We start from the raw sequence: 23,211 nt of genomic DNA, 5'->3' as shown, positions 1-23,211 counted from the left end.
TCCCCCGGCAGCCCTGCCCTCCCGCCGAGCCGCTTGCGCCCCGCTTCGCCCTCCCCTAGCCAAGCGGGAGAGACGATCGGGAGAACGCCGTGGCTTACGAAAACATCCGGGTCGAGACGCGCGGGCGGGTGGCGCTCGTCACCCTGCACCGTCCGGCGGCGCTGAACGCGCTGTGCAATGCGCTGATCGCCGAGCTGAACCACGCGCTGGACGGCTATGAGCGCGACGACGGCATCGGCTGCATCGTCATCACCGGCTCGGAGAAGGCGTTCGCCGCCGGCGCCGACATCCGCGAGATGCAGGACCGCACCCATCCCGAATTCTACATGGCCGATCCGTTCGGCGAGTGGGACAAGGTCGGCCGGCGCCGCAAGCCGATCATCGCCGCGGTCGCGGGCTACGCGCTCGGCGGCGGCTGCGAGCTGGCGCTGATGTGCGACTTCATCCTCGCCGCCGACAATGCCAAGTTCGGCCAGCCCGAGATCAAGCTCGGCGTCATCCCGGGCGCCGGCGGCACCCAGCGCCTGACCCGCGCGGTCGGCAAGGCCAAGGCGATGGAACTCTGCCTCACCGGCCGGATGATGGATGCGGCGGAGGCCGAGCGCTCCGGCCTCGTCGCCCGCGTCGTGCCGGCGGCCGATCTCATGGCCGAGGCCATGAAGGCGGCCGAGACCATCGCGTCGATGTCGCTGCCCGCCGTGATGGTGGCCAAGGAGAGCATCGACCGCGCCTTCGAGACCACGCTCACCGAGGGCATCCGCTACGAGCGCCGGGTCTTCTACGGGCTGTTTGCCACCCACGACCAGAAGGAAGGCATGAAGGCCTTCGTCGAGAAGCGTAAGCCCAACTTCGAGAATCGCTGACATGAGCGTCACTTTCGCCGATGTCGAGGCCGCTGCCGGCCGCATCGAGGGCATCGCCCACCGCACTCCGGTGCTCACCTCCCGCACGGCGGATGCGCGGACCGGCGCCACCCTGTTCTTCAAGGCCGAGCCGCTGCAGCGGGCCGGCGCCTTCAAGTTCCGGGGCGCCTGCAACGCCATCGCGGCGCTCTCGCCCGAGCAGCGCAGCCGCGGGGTGCTGGCCTTCTCGTCGGGCAACCACGCCCAGGCGATCGCGTATGCGGGCGCGCTCCAGGGCGTGCCGACCGTGATCGTGATGCCGCACGACGCTCCCGCCATCAAGGTCGCGGCCACCCGCGGCTACGGCGCCGAGATCGTGGTGTACGACCGCTACAAGGAGGACCGCGAGGAGGTCAGCCGGCGCCTCGCCGAGGCGCGCGGCCTGTCGGTGATCCCGCCTTACGACCACCCGGACGTGATCGCCGGCCAGGGCACCGCCGTGAAGGAGCTGATCGAGGAGGTCGGCCCCCTCGACGTCCTGCTCGTCTGCCTCGGCGGCGGCGGCTTGCTCGCCGGTTCGTGCCTCGCGGCCCGGGCCCTGTCGCCGGAGGTCGAGATCTGGGGCGTCGAGCCCGAGGCCGGCAATGACGGCCAGCAATCGCTCGCCAAGGGCGAGGTGGTGCGCATCCCGGTCCCGGTCTCGATCGCCGATGGAGCACTGACGACGCATCTCGGCCGGCACACCTTCCCGATCATCCGGCGCGAGGCCGCCGGCATCGTGACGGCGACGGATGCGCAGCTCGTTTCCGCCATGCGGTTCTTCGTCGAGCGGATGAAGCTCGTGGTCGAGCCGACCGGGTGCCTCGCCGCGGCCGCGGCCTTCGAGGGCGCGGTGCCGGTTAGGGCCAAGCGCGTCGGCGTGATCCTGTCGGGCGGCAACGTCGACCCGGCGGCGCTCGCCCGTCATCTCGCCGCATGAGTGCGGCGACCCCGGAGGAGCTGTTCGCCTTTCTCGACGGCCTCGGGATCGCGCACGCCACCGTGGAGCACGTCCCCGTGCACACGGTGGCGGAATCCCGCGACCTCAAGGCCGGGATGCCGGGCGGGCACTCGAAGAACCTGTTTCTCAAGGACAAGAACGGCCGGCTGTTCCTCGTCGTCGCCGAAGCCGAGGCGCGGATCGACCTCAAGCGCCTGCACGGGCCGCTCGGCGCCCGCGGCCGGCTGTCCTTCGGGTCGGCCGACCTGCTCTACGAGCGGCTCGGCGTGCGCCCCGGCTCGGTGACGCCGTTCGGGCTCATCAACGACCGCGACGGCACCGTCTCGGTGATCCTCGATGCCGGGCTGATGGCGCACGACCCGGTCAATTTCCATCCGCTCCACAACGGCGCCACCACGTCGGTCGCGCCGGGTGACCTGATCCGCTTCCTCGACGCGACCGGGCACCCGCCCCGGGTGATGGCGCTGCCGGAGCCGGAGGACGCGGCTGTTTGATCACAGGGCCCGTGAACACTTCCCTCCCAATCACAACCTCATCCTGAGGTGCCGCGTAGCGGCCTCGAAGGAGGGCTCCAGAAGCCTCGGCGATTCCTGGAGCCCTCCTTCGAGGTCAGTCGATCTTCGATCGACGAACACCTCAGGATGAGGTGAGAGGATAGGATTTTTCCGGCCCTCCGAGCGCAGGCGACCGAAAAATATTCTTTTAAGGCAGCACCACCACCTTCGTCCCCACCTTCACCCGGTCGTAGAGATCGATCACGTCCCGGTTGGTCATGCGGATGCAGCCCGACGACACCGCCGCCCCGATGGTCTCCGGCTCGTTCGAGCCGTGGATGCGGTAGAGCGACGAGCCGAGATAGAGCGCGCGCGCCCCGAGCGGGTTGTCGTTGCCGCCGGCCATGTAGCGCGGCAGGTCGGGGCGGCGCTTGATCATCTGCTCCGGCGGGCGCCAGGCCGGCCATTCCTTCTTCATCGTCACGGTCTTGGTGCCGGACCAGGAAAAGCCCTCGCGGCCGACGCCGACGCCGTACTGGACCGCCTCCTGGTTCGGCAGGATGTAGTAGAGCCGGCGCTGGCTGGTCGAGATCACCACCGTGCCGGGCTTGTAGGGGCTGTTCCAGCCGATGGTCTGGCGCGGCACGCCCTGCTGGCGGAAGACCGTCAGGAAGTCGGCGATCGGCCCGCGGTCGAGCAGGCCGATCGCCTGGGCCGGCACGGCGAGGGCCAGGAGTGCGGTCGCCGCCAGGATCGACCTCGTGAAGCTCGATCTTGCGAAGCGCCGCGGCGCGGTCTGACGGGTCATCGTCCCCTCCCGTTCGGTTAACGTCGAACGGGTTGGCCGCCGGGCTGTGGCGAAAACAGGGCGGAAACAATCGCCGGCCGGCCCGTGGTGCATAAGCGCCACAGGCCAGCCCGGCCAGGACGGCTCTATTCCGCCGCCTGCCTGCGCGGCACGAAGCCGATCGGCTGGCGCTGCGGGCCCTCCTGCTCGAGGGCGCGCAGCATCGTCTCGTAATCCTGCTCCATCTCGGGCGTCACCGGGGACCGGGCTTCGTGAAGTGCCGCGTCGAAATGCGCCTGTGTCACCCGCTCGCTCGACAGGTTCTCGCGCAAGGCGATCAGGCCGGCCCGTCGAAGTCGACATCGTCGGAAAGCGGCATGGCGCGGGTGTGGATGCCGAGGATGTGGCGGCGCCGGGCGATGGTCGGCACCGGCACGTAGACCAGCTCGTCGAAGCGGCCGGGCCGGTCAGGGCAGGCCCCGACACGATCCGGTGCCGTCGACGGGGCAATGCCGCCCCCCCCGTCGAAATGGTGCGGCTGCGCGAGGGGCCGGGCTTCCGGCCCCGGAGGCCGGCCCCTCGTCGCGCCGTGCCGCCTCGCGGCGTCGGTCTGCGCATCGCGAGATCGTTCGCCCGGTCGCGGTCCCGCTTCGTACAACCTAGAAATAACATAGTAATTCCGAATATTTCACATTCATTTCTTATGGTATTAACGCGATAAAAATCTTTTTTAGCTATCATATACATGTGTCCGGAGAAAAACTCCGGCAACGTTCAGAATGAACGCAAGCTTGGCGGATGGACCCATCGGATCCAAGACATGATGTCGGCCCGCCCTGCCGGTAAAAGCCCGGATGCCTGATCCACGGATGTGAACCGAACACTCCTGCCCCCGTGAAGCACTGGAAGCCCCAGCCGTGACCAGCCTCCTGACCAACACCGCCGCGTTGACGGCGCTCACCACCCTCAAGAGCATCAACGACCAGCTCGACACGACCAGCAACCGGGTCTCGACCGGCCAGCGCGTCTCGTCCGCCGCCGACAATGCCGCCTACTGGTCGATCGCCACCACGGTGCGCACCGACAACGCCTCGCTGGGTGCGGTCAAGGACTCGCTCGGCCTCGGCTCCTCGTCGGTCGATACGGCCTATAACGGCCTCAACAGCATCCTCGACGACCTGCAGAACATGCGGGCCAAGCTGCAGACCGCGATGACCCCGGGCGTCGACCGCTCGAAGGTGCAGGTCGAGATCGCCGCCATCCAGTCGAAGATGAAGGCCACCGCCGATTCCTCGAATGCCAGCGGCCAGAACTGGCTCTCGGTCAATTCATCGGCCAGCAACAGCGCCTACCAGGCGACGCAGAACGTGGTCGGGGGCTTCGCCCGCTCGTCGAACGGCACGATCACCTTCTCGCAGATCGCCGTGAACGTGCAGAGCATCAAGCTCTACGATGCGAACTCGACCAGCGTCACCACCTCCGCGACCAACGCCCAGGTGCTGTCCTCGACCTCGCTGACCGGCACCGCCGGGTTCGGCTCGGGCACCGGCACGGCGGATTTCTCGGGCCCCAACGAGGTCTCGCTCTCCGTGACGGTCGGCGGCGTCGCCGGCACCCTGACCCTCAACGCCGCCACCCTCAAGTCGGCCGCCAAGGACCTGACGCAGGTCACCACCAGCGAGTTCATCTCCGCCCTCAACAACCAGATCGCCGCCAACGGCAATCTCGCCGGCAAGGTCACGGCGGGCCTCGATTCGTCGGGCCGGCTCAACTTCACCACCACCGGCACCGGTGCGGCCACGACCCTCAACGTGCAGCTCGCCAACCCGTCGGCGAACAAGAAGGTGATCGATATCGGCTTCGGCACGGTGACGGCGGGCGCGCAACAGGCGATCGTGACCGGCACCGCCTTCAGCAACATCGACCTGTCGTCGGGCTCGAAGGCGATTACGATCAGCGACGGCACGACCTCGAAGACGATCACCCTCAACGCGGCGAGCTTCACGGCGCTCGGCGGTGCGGCGACCTCGGCGAGCAACACGTCGGTCAACGGCACCGACGTGGCGGCGATGCTCAACGCGACCCTGAGCGCGGCGACGGCCAGCACGGTGTCGGCGTCGTTCGCCGGCGGCAAGCTGACGCTGACCAACTCGTCCTCGACCGCCTCGATCATCGTCAGCGCCGCGGATGCGTCGTTCGGCCTGGCGAACGCGACCACCAACGCGGTCGCCGGCGGCACCGTGGTCGCCCGCAACGCCGCAGGCACCGATGCCGGCACCACCCAGGCCCAGGGCATCCTCGACACTGCGGTCGGCACCTATTCCAGCGGCGGGTCGTACTCGGTCGCCAATCTCGACATCTCGACGCTGGTGGGCACGAGCGGCGACCAGGACCTCCAGAACATCATCACGGCCGTCGACAAGGCGATCGGCAAGGTGACGGATGCGGGTACGAAGCTGGGTGCCAACAAGACGCAGATCGACGGTCAATCGACCTTCGTCGATACGCTGATGAAGGCCAACGACCGCACGATCGGCATCCTGGTGGACGCGGACGTGGAAGAGGAATCGACGAAGCTGAAGGCGCTGCAGACGCAGCAGCAGCTGGCGGTGCAGGCGCTGTCGATCGCCAACTCGTCGAGCCAGAACATCCTCTCGCTCTTCCGCTGAACCGGAGGCGTCGGGCGGCGGACCGTGCAGGGGCGACCGCCGGCCCCGGCAAGAGCCGCCGCCCCGCCGCCGCCGTCCGGGCAACGCCGAGCCGTTCACGGCGCCGGGGTTGCTCATCGGGGCTACGCGAGAGGCCGGATCGGCCGCGGGTCCCGAAAAACCGGATACCTGACGTCAGGGGGCATTTCCGGGCGGCGGGATCGGCGCCGCGACGAGCGACGGGGGCGATGCGACCCGCGTCGCGAGCCGCGACCATGCGGCGGCCGCGAACCCGGCGGCGATGCGCAGGACCGGACCGCCGCGCCAGGGATGCCAGCGCCACCCCGGCGGAACCGCGGGCGCCACGCGCTCGGCCAGGAGCCACCCGGCCAGCGCGATCATCGCGACGAGGTGACCGTCGGAAGGCAGCAGCATCGCCAGCATCAGCGGCCAGCAGGACCCGACGCACCACACCCCGTGGACCAGCCCGAACCGCGCGGCGTCGCGATCCGCCGCGACGCCGAAGGCGGACAGGGCGGGTCGATCGTGACAGCGGTTGAGGCAGGTCTGCTTGGCGGGCGAGGCCTGCCAGACCAGGATTGCGAGGAGGGCCGGCACCGGCGCCACGCTGGGCGCGCTCAGCCGCAGGGTCAGGGCCAGGGCCGCCAGGCCGATCCCCGCGACGCTCCAGGCCGCCGCGTAGCCGGCGAGGAAGAGGGCGAGGGAGCGGCCTCTCCGGGAAGCGAGGCTGCGGCCGCGCAGGTGGCCGAGGGGCGCAACCAGGATCGGCCCCATCATCGCCGCGAGCATCAGGATCCAGGCCGCCGCGAGAGATCCGGGCGGATTGAGCGAAAGGGCCAGGATGACGTCGTCGGACGATGGCGGTCGCCAGGCGGCGGCGCAGGATTCCGGCAGGGTCCATCCGGGCGGTGCCGCAGCCAGCAGCGCCCAGGCGGCGGCACTGACCGCAAGGACCGGGCCCCGGATGCCCCATCGCTCGCGGGCGGCAGGAGTCATGGCATCCCCCTTGGAGCATTGTCCGACGATGTGGATACCGGCTCGTCGATGGGACCGATCTCAACGAGGACTTGGAGAAATTCGCGCTGGCCGCCCGATCGTGACGCGCCCTAGCGGCCCTGGCGGAACACGCCGACCCGCCCGATCGTGATCTTCGCTTCCTCGGGCACGGAGTCCACCGGCACGATGCGCACGTCGAGCTTGTCGGCCTCGAGATCCCGGTTCAGGTGCATCGCCTCGACGATCGGGGTGATGTCGAGGACGTAGGTCAGGCCGCTGCCGCCGTGGGGACCGTCCCGCTCGCTCGCCTCGGTGACGCCGAACAGGCCGACGCTGCCCGCCAGGCATTCCGGCCTGCCGGAGGGATCGGTCCCCTGGGGGCCGACATAGACCCGGAACACCACCGCATCCGTGTGGCCGCGGACGTTCTCGAGGTTGAGCAGGACGCGCTCGGGTCGGGCGGGCGCGGCGCCTTGGGGAGAAGCGTTCTGGGCGGAAGCGGCTTGAGGCGAGACGCCCCGGGCCGAGGCCGCCAGCCCGGCGGAGACTCGCTTGCGCGCCTCCGGCTCGAGGGCGACGGAGGCCTGCGCCTGCGCCCCGACGACAGGGATCGCGGCCTGGCTCGCCCCGATCAGCTCGACTGTCTTTCCAGCGGCCATGGCCGAACTCTCCTTGCCCGTGCTCCCCTTGCCCGTGCTCCCCTGGCCGGTACTCCCCCGGCCGGCGCCACCCCGGGGAGCGCTCGCCGCGGCGACCTGCGCGAGGGGCTCGGAGCGAAGGGCAGCCGCCGCGACCTCGCCGGTCGAGACATCGTCGTATTCGTATCCGAGTTCCGTCGTGCTCTCGGTCTGGCCGGGGGTGAAGCTCCAGTCGGTCCAGCCGCCCTGAGCGCCTGGCACGGGCATCACGAAGGGACGCTGGCCGAGCGTCGCCGGACCGCCGGTCCACGCCGCCGCGCTCGGATCGGCGTGGCCCGGGGCGCGCCGGCGCCAGACCTGCCAGAGCCGATCGATGTTGGCGTGATGCAGCCAGAAGATCGGGTCGAGGCCGGCCGTGGCCGGCTTGGACATCAGGCCGGGGGAGATCGTTCCCTTCCGGCGCCCGCCGACGAGGCCGTGCACCTGATCGTGCGGCTGCGATTCGATGCCCCCGTGCACCGGGCCGCCATGCGAGAATCCGGTATCGACGCCGCCGAACCCGGGATCGCCGCCATTGGCGACGCCCGTGAACTGGGGCTTATCCAGGGCGTCGAGGTCGACCACGTCGAGCAGGACGAAGACGTTGCCGTCCCCGTAGGGGCCGTAGCGCCGTTGCACGAAGAGCGGATTGTCGCCCTTCCCGTCCGGCCAGTCCTGCGACGCGAAGGCGGGCGGCAATGCGTTCTGGTTCGGCCCGAAATAATTCCAGTAGGGCAGCGCCCAGTCAGCGGGTCCCTTCAGGCCGTGCACCACGTCGCGGACCACGGCCTCGAAGGCCCAGAGATAACCCCGATGCCACGGCAGGAAATACCAGCTGCCATGCTGGCACTGATTCCAGAATTTCTCGATCAGGTCGGAATTCGGGAGCGTATCGGACGGTGCCAGCTGATCCAGTTCCGTCCAGAGCGTCCGGTCGAAGCCGTGGATCGCGCCGTAGAAACGCCAGGCCAGCGGATGGGCCAGCGGCCTCTTCTTCATCTCCGCGACGGCACGGGCATACCACAGGATCGGATCGGCCCAATCCGACCCCATCTCGCAGACGTTTTGCCGAACGAACACCAAATTCGCCTCCCGTCGAATCAGCGTGCGCCTCTTTTACAGCGGCATGACCTTAGCTCGAAACGGGAAAAACCGCAAAACACTTTCCCAGGCCCAGCACTCACGCAGGCTCAAGCAGAGCAGCACGCAACGTCGAGATCCGGTCCCGACCCGCCGTCGCGGTGGGGGCGTCGAGACGGCTCCGTCGAGCCGGGACATCACACGCGATTTCGAAGCAGACCGGTCTCAGCCCCGGAGCGTCAGGGTGCCGAGATCGCCCAGGGCCCCGTCCGGCAGGATGCCGCGCAACGTGGCGGTGAGGGAGAAGCCGGAGCCGGTGCGCTCGATCTCGTAGAGGTGGTAGCCGGCGCAATGCTTGAGCGTCCCGCCCCGGGCCGAGGCCGAAGGCGCGCCGATCACCGGAACGCGCCGCCCGCCCGGGGCCATCAGGAAGGCGACCGAGCCGACATGGTTGTGGCCGTGCAGCACGAGGTCGGCACCGACCCGGCCGATCATCGCCTCGAAGGCGTGGGCGTCGGTCAGGTTGCGCCCCGCCTTGGCGCCGCCGACATGCGGCGGATGGTGGATCATCACCACCCGGCACGGCCGCTCGGGCTCGGCGGCGAGCGCCGCCAGCATCCGCTCGGCGGCCCGGATCTGGTCGGAGCCGAGGCGCCCGGTCGCCACGAAGGGCGCGGTCGGGATCGCCGAGGACAGTCCGACCAGCGCCAGGGGCCCGCGCCGGCGCAAGTAAGGAAACGCCTTGTCGCGGCCGGCATCGTCCCGGGTCCAGGGAGCCACCGCGTCGAGGAGCCCCTTCAGCGAGCCGCGGACATAGGCGTCGTGATTGCCGGGCACGAAGCTGACGAAGCCGGGCTCGCCCAGCCCCTCCATGAAGGTGCGGGCGGTCTCCCACTCGCTCGGCAGGCCGATGTTGCACAGGTCGCCGGTGCAGGCGATGTGGTCGGGGGCGCTCGCGCGCAGATCGGCCACCAGGGCGGCCAGGATCTCCATGTCGTGGGTGAGCTTGCGGCCGCGGCTCCAGTTGACCCAGCCGGTGGCGCGCTTGCTCATCAGCTGGCGCAGGCGCGGGCGGGAGAGCGGCCCGACATGGGGATCGGTGAGGTGGGCGAGGCGGAACGTCATCGAGGGCAGGAACGCATGAGAGAGGATCAGGTCCGCTGCAGAGATGTCGCGGCCGGTCCCCCGTAGCAGCGGACCGGGCCTCTCCGCATCCCCTTACCGCCCATCCTCGTCGGGCTCGTGGCACACGACACAGAGCTTGTTGCCGTCGAGATCGCGAAAATACGCGCCGTAATAGGCCGGATGGTAGTGCGGCCGCAGTCCGGGCGGTCCCTCGCAGGTGCCGCCCGCCGCCAGCGCCAGGGCGTGGCAGCGGTCGACGCTCGCCCGGGAGCGGACCGTCAGCGCGGTCATGGGGCCGTTGCCCGGATCGGGCGCCTCTCCGTTCCAGGGTCGGCCGACGATCAGCAGGGGCCGGTCGGCGTCGCGGGGCATCCAGCCGGCCCAACCCTGGTCCGGCTCGTTGAAGCGGAGTTTCAGGCCGAGCTCGTCGAACAACGCGGCGTAGAAGGGAAAGGCGCGGGCGAGGTCGGCGGTGCCGAGGCAAACATGCGAGATGACGCTCATGACCGGCGGCTCCTCATCGGCTCAAATCCCCGCGTACATCCGCCCCGGATTGAACAGGCCGGCGGGGTCGTGCGCGGCCTTGAGGCCGGCGGTGATCCGCATCAGCGGCTCGGGCAGGGGCTCGAAGACCGGCACCGCTGCCCGGATGGAATGGGGCGCCCGCACCAGCGTCGCGTGGCCGGCGCCGCCGAGGGCCGCCCGCACGTCGGCAGCGCCCGCATCGCCGGTCGCCGCCGTCGCGAGCCAGACGAGGCCGCCGCCCCAATCGTAGAACCAGCGCGCCGGCCGGGCCGCCGCGACGGCGGCCGCCACCGCGGGACCGCGGCTCGGCGCGGTCGAGAGGCGCCACACCGCCTCGTCGCCGCCGGCGAAGGGCAGCACGTCGCGCACCCTGCGCCATGGCGTGGCGGCGGCCTCGCCCTCGATCGTGTCGGGAGCGCCGAAGCCGCGCAGCAGGCGGGTCAGCCGGCCGAGGCGGTAATCGACGGAGGCGGAAAATCCCTCGATGCGCAGGAATGTGCGGGCGGGTCCGTCGATCCCCTCCGGCAGATGGGCGGCGCCGGTGATCTCGAAGGGTGAGCCGAGGGCGAGGCTCATCGCCTCGATCGCGCGGGAATCGTCGAGGCCGGCGAGCACCAGGGTGGCGGTGCGTTCGGGGACGGGCAGCACCTTGAAGGTGACCTCGGTGAGGAAGCCGAGCGTGCCCCACGACCCGGCCATCAGCTTCACGAGGTCGAGCCCGGTGACGTTCTTCATCACCCGGCCGCCGGACTTCACCGCCTCCCCACGCCCGTTGACGAAGCGCACGCCGATCAGGCTGTCGCGGGCGGCGCCCCCGGCGATCCGCCGCGGGCCCGAGATGTTGCCGGCCGCGATCGCGCCGATCGTCGGCTCGCCGGCGGTGCCGAGGATCGCGCGGTGATCCATCGGCTCGAAGGGCAGCATCTGGCCGCCCTCGGCAAGCCGCGCCTCGACCTCGGCGAGCGGCGTCCCGGCCCGGGCCGCGATGACGAGCTCGGCCGGTTCGTACAGGGTGATGCCGGTGAGCCCCGCCGCCGAGAACGTGGCCTCATCCTGCGCGGGCCGCCCGATCCCCGCCCGGGTACCGCCGCCGACGAGCCGCAGCCGCTCGCGCCGCGCCGCCGCCGCGCCGATCAGGGCGGCGGCCTCCGCCTCGCTCCGGGGCTGGTAGATGCTCATCGCGGCGCTCACTCGCTGGGCGGGATCGCGCCGGGTGGCGCGGTCGGGGGGCGGATCATTGCGGGCAACCGGGGCGGGTTGCAAGCGGAGGCGCCGACGGCAGATCGGGCTGCCATCGCTTCGCCCGCGCCCCTACTCCGCCGGCACCGCCCGCCCGAACCGCGCGACCACCGCCGTCCGCAACCCCGCGATGTCGAAGCGCCAGACCAGGGCGCCGTAGACGAGGCCGCCGACGGCGATGCAGGCCGGCAGGGCGAGCCAGGGGTCGAGCCCGCGCAAGGGAAGGATCGCGCCCGTCATCGCCACGGTGGCGAGCACGACGGCGAGCGGATCGCGCCAGGCCATCCGCAGGCGGCCCGGTCCGGTGAGGGCGCGAACCCCGAGGAACAGCATCGCGGCGAGGAAGCCCAGCGATTGCGCCGCGGCGATGCCGTGGGAGCCGAAGGGCGGAGCGAGCGCGAGGGCCGCCGCGAGGTTGACCAGCGCCCCGACGAGGCCTGCCGCCACGAGCGGCAGGGTGCGGCGGCGGATCTGGAAGATCGGATTGAGGGCGAAATTCATCAGCGCCAGGGCGACGAGGCCCGGGAGCAGCAGCAGCGTGTAATCCACGAAATGGCCGCGATAGGCCGCCGGCACGGCGATCGCCTCGAGTGCCGGGGCCAGAGCCCAGAAGCCGGCGGCGCTCGGCAGGATCAGCGCCAGCACCACGGCGCCGTTGCGGGCGACCTGCTCCTCGCCGGCCTCGTGGCCGTGGGTCTCGGCGGCCAGCACGGCGATCTGGAACAGCAGCAGGTCGAGGGCGGCGCCCAGCGTGCTGAAGATCCGCCCGCCGATATCCGCGGCGAGGGAGAAGTAGCCCGCCTCGGCGAAGCCCGCGGCGGCCGCGACCGCCGAGCGATTGGCGAAGGGCATCAGCTGATAGACCACGTTGGCGGCGACCACCGGCAGGCCGTAGGCCATGAACAGCCGCAGCGTCTCGCGGCGGCGGGCCGCGTCGTGGGACGTGGGCGGGTCCGCAAGCGCCCGGCGGATGAGGAAGGCGGCGAGGAACTGGCTCAGGCCCCCGGCGAGCATCACCGCGGCGGCATCCCGCGTCGTCCAGGCAGTGGCGACCATCAGCACCAGGGCGAGGCCGTTCTTGATCAGCACGAGGCGCAGATACAGCCCGCCGACGAAGCGGGCGCGGGCGAGCGCCGCCTGGTAGTCGAACAGCCCGATGCCGACCGCCGCCCCGGCCGCGGCGGCGGCGAGCAGGGCCGGCTCGCCGACGAGGGGCCGGCCGGCCAGCGCCAGCAGCGCCGCACCCGAAAGGCCGAGGGCGGTCGCCGCATAGGCCCGGTCGAGCATGGCGCGGATCCACGGCTCCGCCTCCCGCACCCGGGCCGAGTAGAAGCGCGTCGCCGAGAGGCGCAGCCACTCGAACAGCAGGATGTTGAGCACCACGGCGCCGGCCGTACCGAGGGCGAAGCGGCCGAAATCCGCCGGCCCCAGGATCTGCGCGATGAGCAGGCCGAGGGCCAGGTTGAGGACCGCGTTGACCACGAAGGCCGCGATGACCGCCATTGCAGTGGGTGCTCGTTCGAGGGGCCGGGAGGCGGTGTGGTTTCCGCTGATTGCGACGGGAAAAATGGTGCCAGTATGGAGCGGGCGTTTTCCCTCCCCCTCTGCGGGGAAGGGGGAAACCCGCGCCCTCCGTCAGATTGCGAGGGAACGGAAACCCCTACCCCGCCGCCCGCGCGATCGGCGCCACACGCCCCTCCTGCCCCGCCACCTCGCGATACACTCGCTCCAGCCCATCGAGGTGGCGCTCCAGCGTCAGCGGGTCGGCCCAGAACAGGTCGTAGGCCGCCCGCCCCATCCGCATTGCCGTGGCGTCGTTGGCGAGATGCCCCATGGCCTCGGCGAGCGAGCGCGGGTCGTTCGAGCGGAACCACAATCCGCTCTCGCCGTGGCGCACCGCCTCGCGGCCGGCGCAGACGTCGCTGACGATCACCGGAGTGCCGAGGCCTAACGATTCGAGCACCGTGAGCGGCTGGCCCTCGTACCAGACCGACGGGAACACCAGGGCGCGGGCGCCGCGCAGGACCTGCTTGACCTGGTCCGGGTTCTGCCAGCCGAGGAAAGAGGCTTCCGGATAGCGCGCCTCCAGCTCCGCCCGTGCCGGCCCGTCGCCGGCGAAGACCGCCCGGGTTCCGGCAAGGCGCGCGGCCTCGGCGAAGATCCCCGGCCCCTTCTCGGGTGAGAGCCGGCCGACGAACACGAAGTCGCCCGGCGGTCCCGCCCGGTGGCCGAGGGGCTCGACATCGACCGGGTTCGGCACGTCGAAGTAACGGGTCTCCGCCGGCAGGTAGGGCGCCAGCACCTCGCGCTGGAGCCGGCTGATGGTGATCATCGCGTCGATGCCCTGGACGAGGCCGGTGCGGCGCATCAGGGCATGGCGGGCGACCCGCAGGAGCTTGCGCGGATAGGTGCGCGAATCGCAATTGTGGGTCAGGCAGGCCGGCCCGTTCGGCACCCGGTGGCAGGTCGCCGCGACGGGATAATCGTAGAAGCCGCCATTCGGGCAGGCGAGATAGTATTCGTGCGCGGTGTAGACCACCGGGGCGGCGCTGCCCCGCAGCACCGGTCCGATCGAGGGCGACAGGGCCTTCGCCCAGGCATGGACGTGGACCACCGTGTCGCGCGGATCGGTCTCGCCGATCAGGTCCTTCAGCCGGGCGGCGGCGGGCGCGTTCCACAGCCACTGCACCCCGAACCGGGCGAGCGAGCGGGCCTGCGTCACGTCGGTCTGGTCGAGGAGCACCGTGCGCACCCCCGCCGCGGCAAGCCGCGGATCGGCCGGGCCGACGGCGGCGAACAGCACGACCTCGTGGCCGCGGCGGGACAGCCCGATCGCGCTCTCGAGCGACACCTTGGCCTGGCCGCCATTGATGTATGCGTGGTCGGCGACGAGGACGATTCTCACCGCCGCCCCCGCTCAGGGGAGACGGGACCCTCATGCAGCATCGGTCGGGCTTCCTTCGGGCGACGCGGATCGGAAGCGAGGATGGGTCGGACCCCTTAAGGAAACGCCTCGACGCTTGGCCGCTGCCGGCCCTTGCGCCGCGCGCTCGGCCAGGCCATCCGGCTTAGACCATGCGCCCCAGCCCCTCCCCCGCCTCCGCGATCCTGCTCGCCGCCCTCGGCATCGGGCTCCTGTCGCTGATGGACGCCACCATCAAGGGCCTGTCCGACCGCTACGGCGTCACCGGCATCGCCTTTTCCCGCTACCTCGTCGGCACGCTCGTCATGGCGGCTTTGCTCGCGGTGCTTCGCCCCGGCTGGCCCTCCGCCGAGACCTGGCGCACCAACGGCCTCAGGGCCGTGCTGGTGGTGGCGACGGCGCTCTGCTTCTTCCACGGCCTGTCGGTGCTGCCGCTGGCCGAAGCGCTGGCGCTCTCGTTCCTGAGCCCGGTCTTCATCGCGCTGTTCGCCGCATTGCTGCTGCGCGAGCGGGTGCGCCCTCCCGTCTGGGCCGGCCTGGCCGTCGGCTTCCTCGGCGTCGGGATCGTGGTGGCGGGTCAGGTCGGCGCGCAGGGGCCGCGGGAGGGGGGCTCCGCCTGGGGCATCGCCGCCATCCTCGCCTCGGCGCTGACCTATGCGCTCTCGATGGTGCTGCTGCGCGCCCGCGCCCGCCACGACCCGGTGGTCACCATCGTGGCGATCCAGAATGCCGGTCCCGCCGCGATGCTGGCCGCCCCCGCCGCCTGGACCTGGACGCCGGTGGCGGCCCCCGACTGGGCGCTCCTCGTCCTCGTCGGCGTGCTCGGAGTCGCCGGGCACCTGGTGCTCAGCCGCGCCTATGCCCGGGCCGAGGCATCGCGGCTCGCCGCGATGGAGTACACCGCCCTCCTCTGGGCGATCGGCCTCGGCTACGTCGCCTTCGGCGAGGTGCCGGGGGTCGCGACGCTCGCCGGCGCCGGCCTGATCCTCGCCGGGTCGGCGCTGGCGGCACGACGGTGAGCGGGCCTCAGAACCACCCCTTCAGCTTGAAGTAGATCGCCGGCACCAGCGCGCTCAGCCCGATGACGGCGAGCCCGTAGGGATAGCCCCAGGCCCAGTCCAGCTCCGGCATGTGCTTGAAGTTCATCCCGTAGACCGAGGCCATCAGGGTCGGCGGGATGCCGATCACCGAGACCACGGTGAGCACCCGGAAGGTGTTGTTCTGTTCCATGTTGATGAGGCCGAGGGTGGCGTCGAGGAGGAACTGCACCGTCTCGGAGAGCCGGGTCTCGAACTCGTCGAGGGAGGCGACGTCGAGGCGCAGGCTTTCGAACCGGGCCTTCTCCTCGGGCTTCAACCAGGTCTCCGCCTCGCCGGCGACGTAAGGAAGGATGCGGCCGAGGCCGAGCAGCGAGGCGCGCAGCTTCGCCAGGGCCTTGCCGCGCCGGCCGATGGCGCGGAGCAGGCGCCGCAGGGCGAGGTCGCGCCGCTTGGGTGCGAAGTTCTTGGGCGCCGCCCCCTCGCGCCGGCCGTTTCCGTTGGCGCTGGTGTCGAAGGTGAAGATCCGGGTCGAGAGCGAATCGAGTTCGTCGCTCATCGTCTCGAGGGTGTCGGCCATGCAGTCGATCAGCTCCTCGTTGAGCGCCAGGAAGGTCTCGACGCTGGAGGCCGGTCCGTCCCGCTCGGCCTGGCGCTCCTTGACGGTGTCGAAGGCGGCGAGCGGCTGGAACCGGACGGTGAGCAGCCGCTCCGGCGTCAGCACGAAGCCGAGGGGGCGGATCGTCAGGTCGTCGTCGCGGAACGAGATCATCGGGGTGCTGAGATAGAAGGCGTCCTTGCGCCGGTTGAGCCGGCGGGAATTCTGCACCTCGCTCAAGGCCGCGCGGGACGGGACCTTCAGCCCGGTGGCGGTTTCCGCCAACGCCGTCTCGGCCTCGCTTGGATCCTCGAGGTCGAGCCAGGTGCCGTGGGCCGGAAGGGGATGGGCCGCGCAGGCATGCCCTTCGGCAACCACGCCCGCGGCGCCGTGAAGCGTGATCATGACCGGATGGGCTCCTCGCGCGACGGGGGTCGCCCGTCGGAATTGTGCCGCGCAAGCCACAGGCCAGCGCCTTGACTCGTCCGCGCGGCCCGATTATCTCCACGCCAGCCTTAGCACTCACCTCATGGGAGTGCTAATGCCCGGGTTGGGCAGGTGGCTTCGGCGCCAGCACCAACCGCAATGCGTTCTGCGAAGCAAGAGGGCAGCACATGCAATTCCGTCCGCTGCACGACCGTGTCGTCGTCCGTCGCATCGAGAGCGAGGAGAAGACCAAGGGCGGCATCATCATCCCGGATTCCGCCAAGGAGAAGCCGCAAGAGGGCGAGATCGTCGCCGTCGGCCCCGGTGGCCGCGACGAGTCCGGCAAGCTGACCCCCCTCGACGTCAAGGCCGGCGACCGCGTCCTGTTCGGCAAGTGGTCGGGCACCGAGGTCAAGATCGACGGCAAGGACCTCCTCATCATGAAGGAGTCCGACATCATGGGCGTGCTGGCGTAAGCCCACACCCCTGAGACGCCTTGAGGCCTGACGGCGGCGCCCCGCACGGGAAGCCGACGCCGGAGGGTTTTTTCCGAAACACCGATCGACAGTGAGGAATCACCATGGCAGCGAAAGACGTTCGTTTCGCCTCCGACGCCCGCGAGAAGATGCTGCGCGGCGTCGACATCCTGGCGGATGCGGTGAAGGTCACGCTCGGCCCCAAGGGCCGCAACGTCGTGATCGAGAAGAGCTTCGGCGCGCCGCGGATCACCAAGGACGGCGTGACCGTCGCCAAGGAGATCGAGCTCGCCGACAAGTTCGAGAACATGGGCGCCCAGATGGTGCGCGAAGTGGCCTCGAAGACTAACGACATCGCGGGTGACGGCACCACCACCGCCACCGTGCTGGCCCAGGCGATCGTCCGCGAGGGCGCCAAGTACGTCGCCGCCGGCATGAACCCGATGGACCTGAAGCGCGGCATCGACCTCGCCACCCAGGCCGCCGTGAAGGACATCCAGAGCCGCGCCAAGAAGGTGTCGGCCTCGGAGGAGATCGCCCAGGTCGGCACGATCTCGGCCAACGGCGACAAGGACATCGGCGAGATGATCGCCCATGCCATGCAGAAGGTCGGCAACGAGGGCGTGATCACGGTCGAGGAGGCGAAGACCGCCGAGACCGAGCTCGACGTCGTCGAGGGCATGCAGTTCGACCGCGGCTACCTCTCCCCGTACTTCATCACGAATGCGGAGAAGATGATCGCCGAGCTCGAGGATCCCTATATCCTCATCCACGAGAAGAAGCTGTCGTCGCTCCAGGCGATGCTGCCGGTGCTCGAGGCCGTCGTCCAGACCGGCAAGCCGCTGCTGATCGTCGCCGAGGACATCGAGGGCGAGGCGCTCGCCACCCTCGTCGTCAACAAGCTGCGCGGCGGCCTGAAGGTTGCGGCCGTGAAGGCGCCGGGCTTCGGTGACCGTCGCAAGGCCATGCTCGAGGACATCGCGATCCTGACCCAGGGTCAGATGATCGCCGAGGACCTCGGCATCAAGCTCGAGAACGTGACCCTCCCGATGCTCGGCCGCGCCAAGCGCGTCCGCATCGAGAAGGAGAACACCACGATCATCGACGGCGCCGGCGAGAAGGACGACATCCAGGCCCGCGTCCAGCAGATCAAGGCGCAGATCGAGGAGACCACCTCGGACTACGACCGCGAGAAGCTCCAGGAGCGTCTGGCCAAGCTCGCGGGCGGCGTCGCGGTGATCCGCGTCGGCGGCGCGACCGAGGTCGAGGTCAAGGAGAAGAAGGACCGCGTCGACGACGCCCTCCACGCCACCCGCGCGGCGGTCGAGGAAGGCATCGTCCCCGGCGGCGGCACCGCGCTCCTGCGCGCCAAGAAGGCCGTGGCCGCTCTCTCGAGCGACAACGCCGACGTCCAGGCCGGCATCAAGATCGTCCTCAAGGCCCTTGAGGCCCCGATCCGCCAGATCGCCAGCAATGCCGGCGTCGAGGGCTCGATCGTGGTCGGCAAGATCGGCGACAAGGGCGACTCGGAGACCTACGGCTTCAACGCCCAGACCGAAGAGTACGTCGACATGATCCAGGCCGGCATCGTCGACCCGGCCAAGGTCGTGCGCACCGCCCTGCAGGACGCCGCTTCGGTGGCCGGCCTGCTGGTGACGACCGAGGCGATGGTCGCCGACGCCCCCAAGAAGGAGAGCGCTGCTCCGGCGATGCCGGGCGGCGGCATGGGCGGCATGGACTTCTAAGTCCGGCCAACCGGTCCTGAGAAGACGGAAGGGGGTCGCCGCGAGGCGGCCCCTTTTCCGTTGGGGGCCGCCACCTTCACGCGGCCTTGCAGACCCGACTTCATCGCATAATACCAACGGTCGTTGGAAACGACCTTTGGTTCCGCTCTCGAATTTTCGCCAAGCCTCTGGCTTGAAATCGAAAATTCGAGATGGATCAATGGCCCGATGCGTCAGCATCTTGGGCCATTGGTATAAGGTATGACCAATGTAGTCACAGTAGGGTATGATGCGCGAGATTCAGTTGCGGGATGCCAAGGCCACCCTGTCCGCCGTCGTCGATGATGCTGTTCGCGGCGAGCCGAGCATCATCACCCGGCACGGACGGCCCGAAGCCGTCGTCCTCTCTTTCGCGGAATGGCAGCGACTCTCGACCGTGCCGAGCTTTGGAGAGCTTCTCGCGTCCTCGGGGCTGCGCGACGGTGATCTTCCCGAGCGTGACAAGACCCCGCTACGCGACATCGATTTCTGATGTACCTGCTGGACACCAATATCCTGTCGCAAGGGGCGCCGACGAAAGAGCCGGGCCTTGCATTCGACGACCTCGCGGGCTGGCTGAAAGCCGCGACGGCGCACCTCTGGATTTCCGTCGTCACCACCGGCGAGATCGCGGACGGCGTGGAGCGGTCGACCTTGAAGGGCGAGCATCGAAAGGCGGCCCGGCTTCGCACGTGGCTGGCGGCCGTGGAGCACTTGTACGGGAGCCGCATCCTGCCACTCGACCGTGACGCGGCGCACCTTGCAGGACTTCTCTCCGCGCGAGCGCGAATGGCCGGAGCCTCACCGGGTTTCGCCGATGCTGCCATCGCGGCGACGGCCGAAACGCGCGGCTTGCGCCTGATGACGCGCAACGCCAAGGATTTCGCACCGATGGGCATCGCGTTCATCAATCCGTACGAGGACGGTCTGCCGGCCCTTCCTGACCGACCGGGCGGCTCGCCTCGGGGATCCTGAAGCGATGTCACCCCGGGCTCGCCGCCGACCCCGCCAGCGAGAGTGAGTTCGGCCCCCGTCATGCAGGCGGCCTCGTCCGAGGCCAGCATCGCCGCCACCGCCGCGACCTCCTCCGGCGTCCCGAACCGCTCTAGGGGGGCACTCGGCGTCACCCCAGATCCAGCCGCCCCTGCCGCCCGCCGAGCGTCACACCTTCATGGACTAGCAGCCACTGCTTGCGATGGAGCCCGCCGCCATAGCCGGTAAGGCTGTCATTCGCCCCGATCACCCGGTGGCACGGCACCACGAGGCCGACCGGGTTGGCGCCGTTGGCGAGCCCCACCGCCCGCACCGCCTTGTCCCGGCCGAGACGCTGCGCCAGGGCACCGTAGCTCGTCGTCGTGCCAGCCGGGATGGTGCGGAGCGCGGTCCAGACCTCGCGCTGGAAGGCCGTGCCGTTGTGGCGGACCGCCAGCCCGTCGATGGCGCCGAGATCGCCGGTGAAATAGGCCGCGAGCGGATCATGGATCGCCGGCGGCAGGGCGGCGTCCCTGAGGGTGAAGGCGGTGCCGTAATGCAGCCGCAGCAGGCGCCGCATCCGCGCCTCGTGGTCCGACCAGTCGAGGGCGCTTAAGGTCGCATCCTCGTCGAAGACCAGCAGCATCGTGCCGATCGGGGTCGGCAGGGTGCCGAGGAGGAAGGTGGCAGGCGCGGACATGATCGCCCGACGTTAACCCGGGCGCGGGGCCGCCGCGACGGCCGCGGCGGGCCATCCACCGCTCAGTCGAGCCAGCCCTTCAACTCGCGGGCGACGACGTGCTCGATCACCCGCATGCCCTCGGCTCCGTCGTTGAGGCAGGGCAGGTAGGCGAAGTGGGTGCCGCCGCCTTCCTCGAAATAGTGCCGGTTCTCGCCGTCGAGCTCTTCCAGGGTCTCGAGGCAATCGGCGGTGAAGCCCGGCGCCACGATGGCGAGGCGCTTCACGCCCTGGGCGGCCAGCTCCTTCACGGTTTCGTCGGTATAGGGCTTCAGCCATTCCTCGTTGCCGAAGCGCGACTGGAAGGTGGTGCGCATCCGCTCCGGCGAGTAGCCGAGCGCCTCGCGGATCAGGCGGCCGGTCTTCACGCATTGGCAGTGATAGGGATCGCCCTTCATCAGGTACGATTTCGGCACGCCGTGGAACGAGGTGAGGATGACCTCGGGCTCGAAGTCGAGGGCGGCGAGGTCGCGGCGGATCGCGCTCGCCACCGCCTCGATATAGACCGGGTCGTCGTGATAGGGCGGCGAGACCCGCACGGTCGGCTGCCAGCGCATCTTCATCAAGGCCCGGAACGCCTGGTCGCAGGCGGTGGCCGAGGTCGCAGCGGCGTATTGCGGATAGAGCGGCACCAGCAGGATCCGGTCGCAGCCCTGATCGAGCAGCGCCTGGATGCGCTTGTCGACCTCGGGCTTGCCGTAGCGCATCGCCCAGTCGACCACGACGCGGTCGCCCATCGCCGCCTGGAGCTTCTCGGCCTGGCCGCGGGTGATGGTCTTGAGCGGGCCCTCGTCGCGCTCGTTGTTCCAGACCGAGGCATAGTCGCGCCCCTTCGGGCCCGGGCGCTTGGTCAGGATCACCAGGTTGAGGAGCGGCCACCAGACCGCGCGCGGCACCTCGATCACCCGCCGGTCGGAAAGGAATTCCTTGAGGTAGCGGCGCATCGGCCAGTAGCTCGTGCCCTCGGGCGTGCCGAGATTCATCAGGAGCACGCCGATCCGGCCCCATCGCACGGCCGGGTGGCCGGTCGGCAGAGCGCCGGCACCGGTCTGGCCCACGGGAGTGGCGCCGCGGGCGAGCGCGGCGTTCGGGGTCACCTCGTTCATGATCGTCCGGTCTGCTTGTCGGCCCGGAGGTTGGCGCGCCCGGGCCCGTCTGTCTTCGCGTCGGGTGCCGTCTACATAGCGCAAAGACCGCCCGAACCAACGCGTCGCGACGCTGCACCGCTTTGCGCACGAGATGTTTCCCCGAGACATTCGCCGGTCAAGATTGCCATGGGACAGTGGCGCCCGCGCCCCGGGCATCCCGCCCCCGCCGGAGACCCTGCATGACCTCGCCGAGCCGCCGCCAGACCCTCGCCCTCGGCCTCGGGGCCGGATTCGCCGGTTTGACGGTCGGGCGGGCCGCCGCCCGGGCGCCGGATACCGACTTCACCCTGGTCCTCGTCAACGACATCTACCGGATGGGGCCGGTCGACGGCCGCGGCGGCTTCCCGAAGCTCGCGGCCGTGGTCAAGGCCGAGCGGGCGAAAGGCCGACCAGTCTTGGTCTGCCATGCCGGCGACACCCTCTCGCCCTCGCTGATGTCGGGCATCGACAAGGGCCGCCACATCATCGAACTCACCAACCTCATCAAGCCGGACGTGTTCGTGCCGGGCAACCACGAGTTCGATTTCGGCCAGACGATCTATCTGGAGCGGATGCGGGCCGCGAACTTTCCGGTGTTCGCCGCCAACCTGCGCCGGCCCGACGGCTCGCCGGTGCCGGGCACCAGCGAATCGACGATTCTCACCGTCGGCGGGATCAAGCTCGGGGTGGTCGGCATCGCGCTGCCCGAGACCCCGGCCAAGTCTCAATCGGGCGACTGGACATTCGGCCCCGCCGTCGCGACCCTCGCCCGCGAGGCGGCGTCCTTGCGGGCGGCAGGCGCCGAGATGGTGCTGGCGGTCTGCCACACCGACCGGGCGACCGACGAGGCCCTGGTGGCGAGCCGGCACGCCGACATCGTGCTCTCGGGCCACGACCACGACCTGGCGCTCCGCTACGACGGCCGCACGGTCTTCGCCGAATCCGGCCATGATGCCGAATACGTCACTGCCATCGACATCAAGGCCGAAGGGACCGGCACGGCGCTCACCTGGACCGCCGCCTTCCGCATCCACGACACCGCCGAGATCGAGCCCGACCCGGAGGTGCTGGCGGTGGTCAACCGCCTGGAAGGCGACCTCGCCCGCGAGCTCGACGTGCCGCTCGGCCGGGTGACCAACGCCCTCGACACCCGCATCGAGGTGGTGCGCCGGGGCGAGGCCGCCTTCGGCGACCTCGTCGCGGATGCGCTGCGCCACGCCGCCGGGGCCGAGATCGGCCTGATGAACGGCGGCGGCATCCGCGGCAACCGAACCTACCCGGCCGACAGCGCGCTGACCCGCCGCGACGTGCTGACGGAACTCCCCTTCGGCAACACTTCGGTGCTGGTCAAGATCTCGGGCGCCCAGGTGCTCGCCGCCCTGGAGAACGGCTTTTCGGAACTCGGCCGCTCCGCCGGGCGCTTCCCGCAAGTCTCCGGGATCACCGTCACGGTCGATCCCGCCGCTGCGATCGGGAAACGGGTCGTCGAGGTCCGCGTCGGCGGCACAGCCCTCGATCCGGCCCGGTCCTACACGGTCGCGGCCAACAACTTCATGCTCGCCGGCGGCAACGATTACGGGATGCTGGCCGAGGGGCGGACGCTGGTCGGCGCCACCGACGGCACGCTCGTCGCCAACGTGGTGATGTCCTACATCCGCGCCCACGCGCCGCTGACGATCGAGACGGGGCGCCTCCTCCTCCGCCGCTCCTGAGGTC

At 70.2% G+C, this 23,211-nt stretch carries 22 protein-coding genes; 10 read left to right on the top strand and 12 right to left on the bottom strand.

Annotated elements, in window-relative coordinates; genetic code table 11:
* The first annotated feature begins 89 nt into the window (after positions 1 to 89).
* Genes HBB12_RS18635 through HBB12_RS18625 form a run of 3 tightly spaced genes read left to right on the top strand, consistent with a single transcriptional unit; the run spans position 90 to position 2,336 of the window.
* Positions 90 to 863 (top strand): enoyl-CoA hydratase, encoded by a 774-nt coding sequence (locus tag HBB12_RS18635; RefSeq protein WP_236990710.1) that lies wholly within the window; start codon positions 90 to 92, stop codon positions 861 to 863.
* Position 864: 1 nt separating this feature from the next.
* A complete protein-coding gene (locus HBB12_RS18630; protein ID WP_236990709.1) occupies positions 865 to 1,821 on the top strand; it encodes a threo-3-hydroxy-L-aspartate ammonia-lyase in 957 nt (318 codons plus the stop codon).
* The gene (locus tag HBB12_RS18625; RefSeq protein WP_236990708.1) at positions 1,818 to 2,336 is read left to right on the top strand and encodes a prolyl-tRNA synthetase associated domain-containing protein; all 519 of its coding nucleotides are present in this window, start codon (positions 1,818 to 1,820) and stop codon (positions 2,334 to 2,336) included. The genes HBB12_RS18630 and HBB12_RS18625 overlap by 4 nt, the downstream gene beginning before the upstream one ends.
* Before the next feature lie 208 nt (positions 2,337 to 2,544).
* Here HBB12_RS18625 and HBB12_RS18620 read toward each other — a convergent pair whose 3' ends face one another.
* Positions 2,545 to 3,144 (bottom strand): L,D-transpeptidase, encoded by a 600-nt coding sequence (locus tag HBB12_RS18620; protein ID WP_236990707.1) that lies wholly within the window; start codon positions 3,142 to 3,144, stop codon positions 2,545 to 2,547.
* 125 nt (positions 3,145 to 3,269) lie between these two features.
* Positions 3,270 to 3,455: a hypothetical protein gene (locus HBB12_RS34520; protein WP_442919292.1), complete on the bottom strand. Its 186-nt coding sequence runs from the start codon at positions 3,453 to 3,455 to the stop codon at positions 3,270 to 3,272.
* A 585-nt stretch (positions 3,456 to 4,040) separates the two neighbouring features.
* On the opposite strand from HBB12_RS34520, the gene HBB12_RS18610 reads away from it, so the two are divergent.
* Positions 4,041 to 5,792: a flagellin N-terminal helical domain-containing protein gene (locus HBB12_RS18610; protein WP_236990706.1), complete on the top strand. Its 1,752-nt coding sequence runs from the start codon at positions 4,041 to 4,043 to the stop codon at positions 5,790 to 5,792.
* Positions 5,793 to 5,966: 174 nt separating this feature from the next.
* Here the strand turns inward: HBB12_RS18610 and HBB12_RS18605 are convergent, their stop codons facing one another.
* The 7 genes from HBB12_RS18605 to HBB12_RS18575 form a co-directional block, all read right to left on the bottom strand.
* Positions 5,967 to 6,788 carry a DUF2182 domain-containing protein gene (locus HBB12_RS18605; protein WP_236990705.1) on the bottom strand — a complete coding sequence of 274 codons (822 nt, stop codon included), beginning with the start codon at positions 6,786 to 6,788 and terminating at the stop codon, positions 5,967 to 5,969.
* A gap of 110 nt (positions 6,789 to 6,898) precedes the next feature.
* A complete protein-coding gene (locus HBB12_RS18600) occupies positions 6,899 to 8,545 on the bottom strand; it encodes a tyrosinase family protein (protein WP_236990704.1) in 1,647 nt (548 codons plus the stop codon).
* Between the two features lie 225 nt (positions 8,546 to 8,770).
* Positions 8,771 to 9,670 (bottom strand): metallophosphoesterase family protein, encoded by a 900-nt coding sequence (locus tag HBB12_RS18595; protein ID WP_236990703.1) that lies wholly within the window; start codon positions 9,668 to 9,670, stop codon positions 8,771 to 8,773.
* Between the two features lie 93 nt (positions 9,671 to 9,763).
* On the bottom strand, positions 9,764 to 10,174 hold the full coding sequence (locus tag HBB12_RS18590) for a VOC family protein (RefSeq protein ID WP_236990702.1): 411 nt from the start codon (positions 10,172 to 10,174) through the stop codon (positions 9,764 to 9,766).
* A gap of 21 nt (positions 10,175 to 10,195) precedes the next feature.
* A complete protein-coding gene (locus tag HBB12_RS18585; RefSeq protein ID WP_236990701.1) occupies positions 10,196 to 11,374 on the bottom strand; it encodes an FAD-binding protein in 1,179 nt (392 codons plus the stop codon).
* A 132-nt stretch (positions 11,375 to 11,506) separates the two neighbouring features.
* Positions 11,507 to 12,937 (bottom strand): lipopolysaccharide biosynthesis protein, encoded by a 1,431-nt coding sequence (locus HBB12_RS18580; RefSeq protein ID WP_236990700.1) that lies wholly within the window; start codon positions 12,935 to 12,937, stop codon positions 11,507 to 11,509.
* A 157-nt stretch (positions 12,938 to 13,094) separates the two neighbouring features.
* The gene (locus tag HBB12_RS18575) at positions 13,095 to 14,339 is read right to left on the bottom strand and encodes a glycosyltransferase family 4 protein (RefSeq protein ID WP_236990699.1); all 1,245 of its coding nucleotides are present in this window, start codon (positions 14,337 to 14,339) and stop codon (positions 13,095 to 13,097) included.
* A gap of 170 nt (positions 14,340 to 14,509) precedes the next feature.
* Here HBB12_RS18575 and HBB12_RS18570 point away from each other — a divergent pair, with 170 nt between their 5' ends.
* The gene (locus HBB12_RS18570; RefSeq protein WP_236990698.1) at positions 14,510 to 15,376 is read left to right on the top strand and encodes a DMT family transporter; all 867 of its coding nucleotides are present in this window, start codon (positions 14,510 to 14,512) and stop codon (positions 15,374 to 15,376) included.
* Positions 15,377 to 15,383: 7 nt separating this feature from the next.
* On the opposite strand, the gene HBB12_RS18565 is transcribed toward HBB12_RS18570, so the two are convergent.
* The gene (locus tag HBB12_RS18565) at positions 15,384 to 16,397 is read right to left on the bottom strand and encodes a magnesium transporter CorA family protein (protein WP_236990697.1); all 1,014 of its coding nucleotides are present in this window, start codon (positions 16,395 to 16,397) and stop codon (positions 15,384 to 15,386) included.
* Between the two features lie 209 nt (positions 16,398 to 16,606).
* Here HBB12_RS18565 and groES point away from each other — a divergent pair, with 209 nt between their 5' ends.
* From groES to HBB12_RS18545, 4 genes are all read left to right on the top strand, one after another.
* Positions 16,607 to 16,894 (top strand): co-chaperone GroES, encoded by a 288-nt coding sequence (groES, locus tag HBB12_RS18560; protein ID WP_048428985.1) that lies wholly within the window; start codon positions 16,607 to 16,609, stop codon positions 16,892 to 16,894.
* 104 nt (positions 16,895 to 16,998) lie between these two features.
* A complete protein-coding gene (gene groL, locus HBB12_RS18555; RefSeq protein WP_236990696.1) occupies positions 16,999 to 18,639 on the top strand; it encodes a chaperonin GroEL in 1,641 nt (546 codons plus the stop codon).
* Positions 18,640 to 18,907: 268 nt separating this feature from the next.
* Positions 18,908 to 19,150: a type II toxin-antitoxin system Phd/YefM family antitoxin gene (locus HBB12_RS18550; protein ID WP_236990695.1), complete on the top strand. Its 243-nt coding sequence runs from the start codon at positions 18,908 to 18,910 to the stop codon at positions 19,148 to 19,150.
* Positions 19,150 to 19,632, top strand: coding sequence for a PIN domain-containing protein (locus HBB12_RS18545; protein ID WP_236990694.1), 483 nt, complete (start codon positions 19,150 to 19,152; stop codon positions 19,630 to 19,632). The genes HBB12_RS18550 and HBB12_RS18545 overlap by 1 nt, the downstream gene beginning before the upstream one ends.
* A 148-nt stretch (positions 19,633 to 19,780) precedes the next feature.
* On the opposite strand, the gene HBB12_RS18535 is transcribed toward HBB12_RS18545, so the two are convergent.
* Both HBB12_RS18535 and hemH read right to left on the bottom strand, forming a co-directional pair.
* On the bottom strand, positions 19,781 to 20,329 hold the full coding sequence (locus HBB12_RS18535) for a methylated-DNA--[protein]-cysteine S-methyltransferase (RefSeq protein WP_236990693.1): 549 nt from the start codon (positions 20,327 to 20,329) through the stop codon (positions 19,781 to 19,783).
* 62 nt (positions 20,330 to 20,391) lie between these two features.
* Positions 20,392 to 21,474, bottom strand: coding sequence for a ferrochelatase (gene hemH / locus HBB12_RS18530; protein ID WP_236990692.1), 1,083 nt, complete (start codon positions 21,472 to 21,474; stop codon positions 20,392 to 20,394).
* Between the two features lie 221 nt (positions 21,475 to 21,695).
* Here hemH and HBB12_RS18525 point away from each other — a divergent pair, with 221 nt between their 5' ends.
* Positions 21,696 to 23,207 carry a bifunctional metallophosphatase/5'-nucleotidase gene (locus HBB12_RS18525; protein WP_236990691.1) on the top strand — a complete coding sequence of 504 codons (1,512 nt, stop codon included), beginning with the start codon at positions 21,696 to 21,698 and terminating at the stop codon, positions 23,205 to 23,207.
* The last annotated feature ends 4 nt before the right edge of the window (positions 23,208 to 23,211 follow it).

The sequence above is a fragment of the Methylobacterium sp. SyP6R genome, from assembly GCF_019216885.1.
In the GTDB taxonomy this organism is placed as follows: Bacteria; Pseudomonadota; Alphaproteobacteria; order Rhizobiales; family Beijerinckiaceae; genus Methylobacterium.
This window is presented reverse-complemented; position numbering and strand designations above follow the sequence as displayed.

Coding starts and splice junctions, on each gene's coding strand:
- HBB12_RS18565 (WP_236990697.1), bottom strand. CDS start 16,397: ATGATCACGCTTCACGGCGCCGCGGGCGTGGTTGCCGAAGGGCATGCC.
- HBB12_RS18525 (WP_236990691.1), top strand. CDS start 21,696: ATGACCTCGCCGAGCCGCCGCCAGACCCTCGCCCTCGGCCTCGGGGCC.
- HBB12_RS18535 (WP_236990693.1), bottom strand. CDS start 20,329: ATGTCCGCGCCTGCCACCTTCCTCCTCGGCACCCTGCCGACCCCGATC.
- hemH (WP_236990692.1), bottom strand. CDS start 21,474: ATGAACGAGGTGACCCCGAACGCCGCGCTCGCCCGCGGCGCCACTCCC.
- HBB12_RS18545 (WP_236990694.1), top strand. CDS start 19,150: ATGTACCTGCTGGACACCAATATCCTGTCGCAAGGGGCGCCGACGAAA.
- groES (WP_048428985.1), top strand. CDS start 16,607: ATGCAATTCCGTCCGCTGCACGACCGTGTCGTCGTCCGTCGCATCGAG.
- HBB12_RS18590 (WP_236990702.1), bottom strand. CDS start 10,174: ATGAGCGTCATCTCGCATGTTTGCCTCGGCACCGCCGACCTCGCCCGC.
- groL (WP_236990696.1), top strand. CDS start 16,999: ATGGCAGCGAAAGACGTTCGTTTCGCCTCCGACGCCCGCGAGAAGATG.
- HBB12_RS18605 (WP_236990705.1), bottom strand. CDS start 6,788: ATGACTCCTGCCGCCCGCGAGCGATGGGGCATCCGGGGCCCGGTCCTT.
- HBB12_RS18625 (WP_236990708.1), top strand. CDS start 1,818: ATGAGTGCGGCGACCCCGGAGGAGCTGTTCGCCTTTCTCGACGGCCTC.
- HBB12_RS18620 (WP_236990707.1), bottom strand. CDS start 3,144: ATGACCCGTCAGACCGCGCCGCGGCGCTTCGCAAGATCGAGCTTCACG.
- HBB12_RS18580 (WP_236990700.1), bottom strand. CDS start 12,937: ATGGCGGTCATCGCGGCCTTCGTGGTCAACGCGGTCCTCAACCTGGCC.
- HBB12_RS18570 (WP_236990698.1), top strand. CDS start 14,510: ATGCGCCCCAGCCCCTCCCCCGCCTCCGCGATCCTGCTCGCCGCCCTC.
- HBB12_RS18595 (WP_236990703.1), bottom strand. CDS start 9,670: ATGACGTTCCGCCTCGCCCACCTCACCGATCCCCATGTCGGGCCGCTC.
- HBB12_RS18550 (WP_236990695.1), top strand. CDS start 18,908: ATGCGCGAGATTCAGTTGCGGGATGCCAAGGCCACCCTGTCCGCCGTC.
- HBB12_RS18630 (WP_236990709.1), top strand. CDS start 865: ATGAGCGTCACTTTCGCCGATGTCGAGGCCGCTGCCGGCCGCATCGAG.
- HBB12_RS18585 (WP_236990701.1), bottom strand. CDS start 11,374: ATGAGCATCTACCAGCCCCGGAGCGAGGCGGAGGCCGCCGCCCTGATC.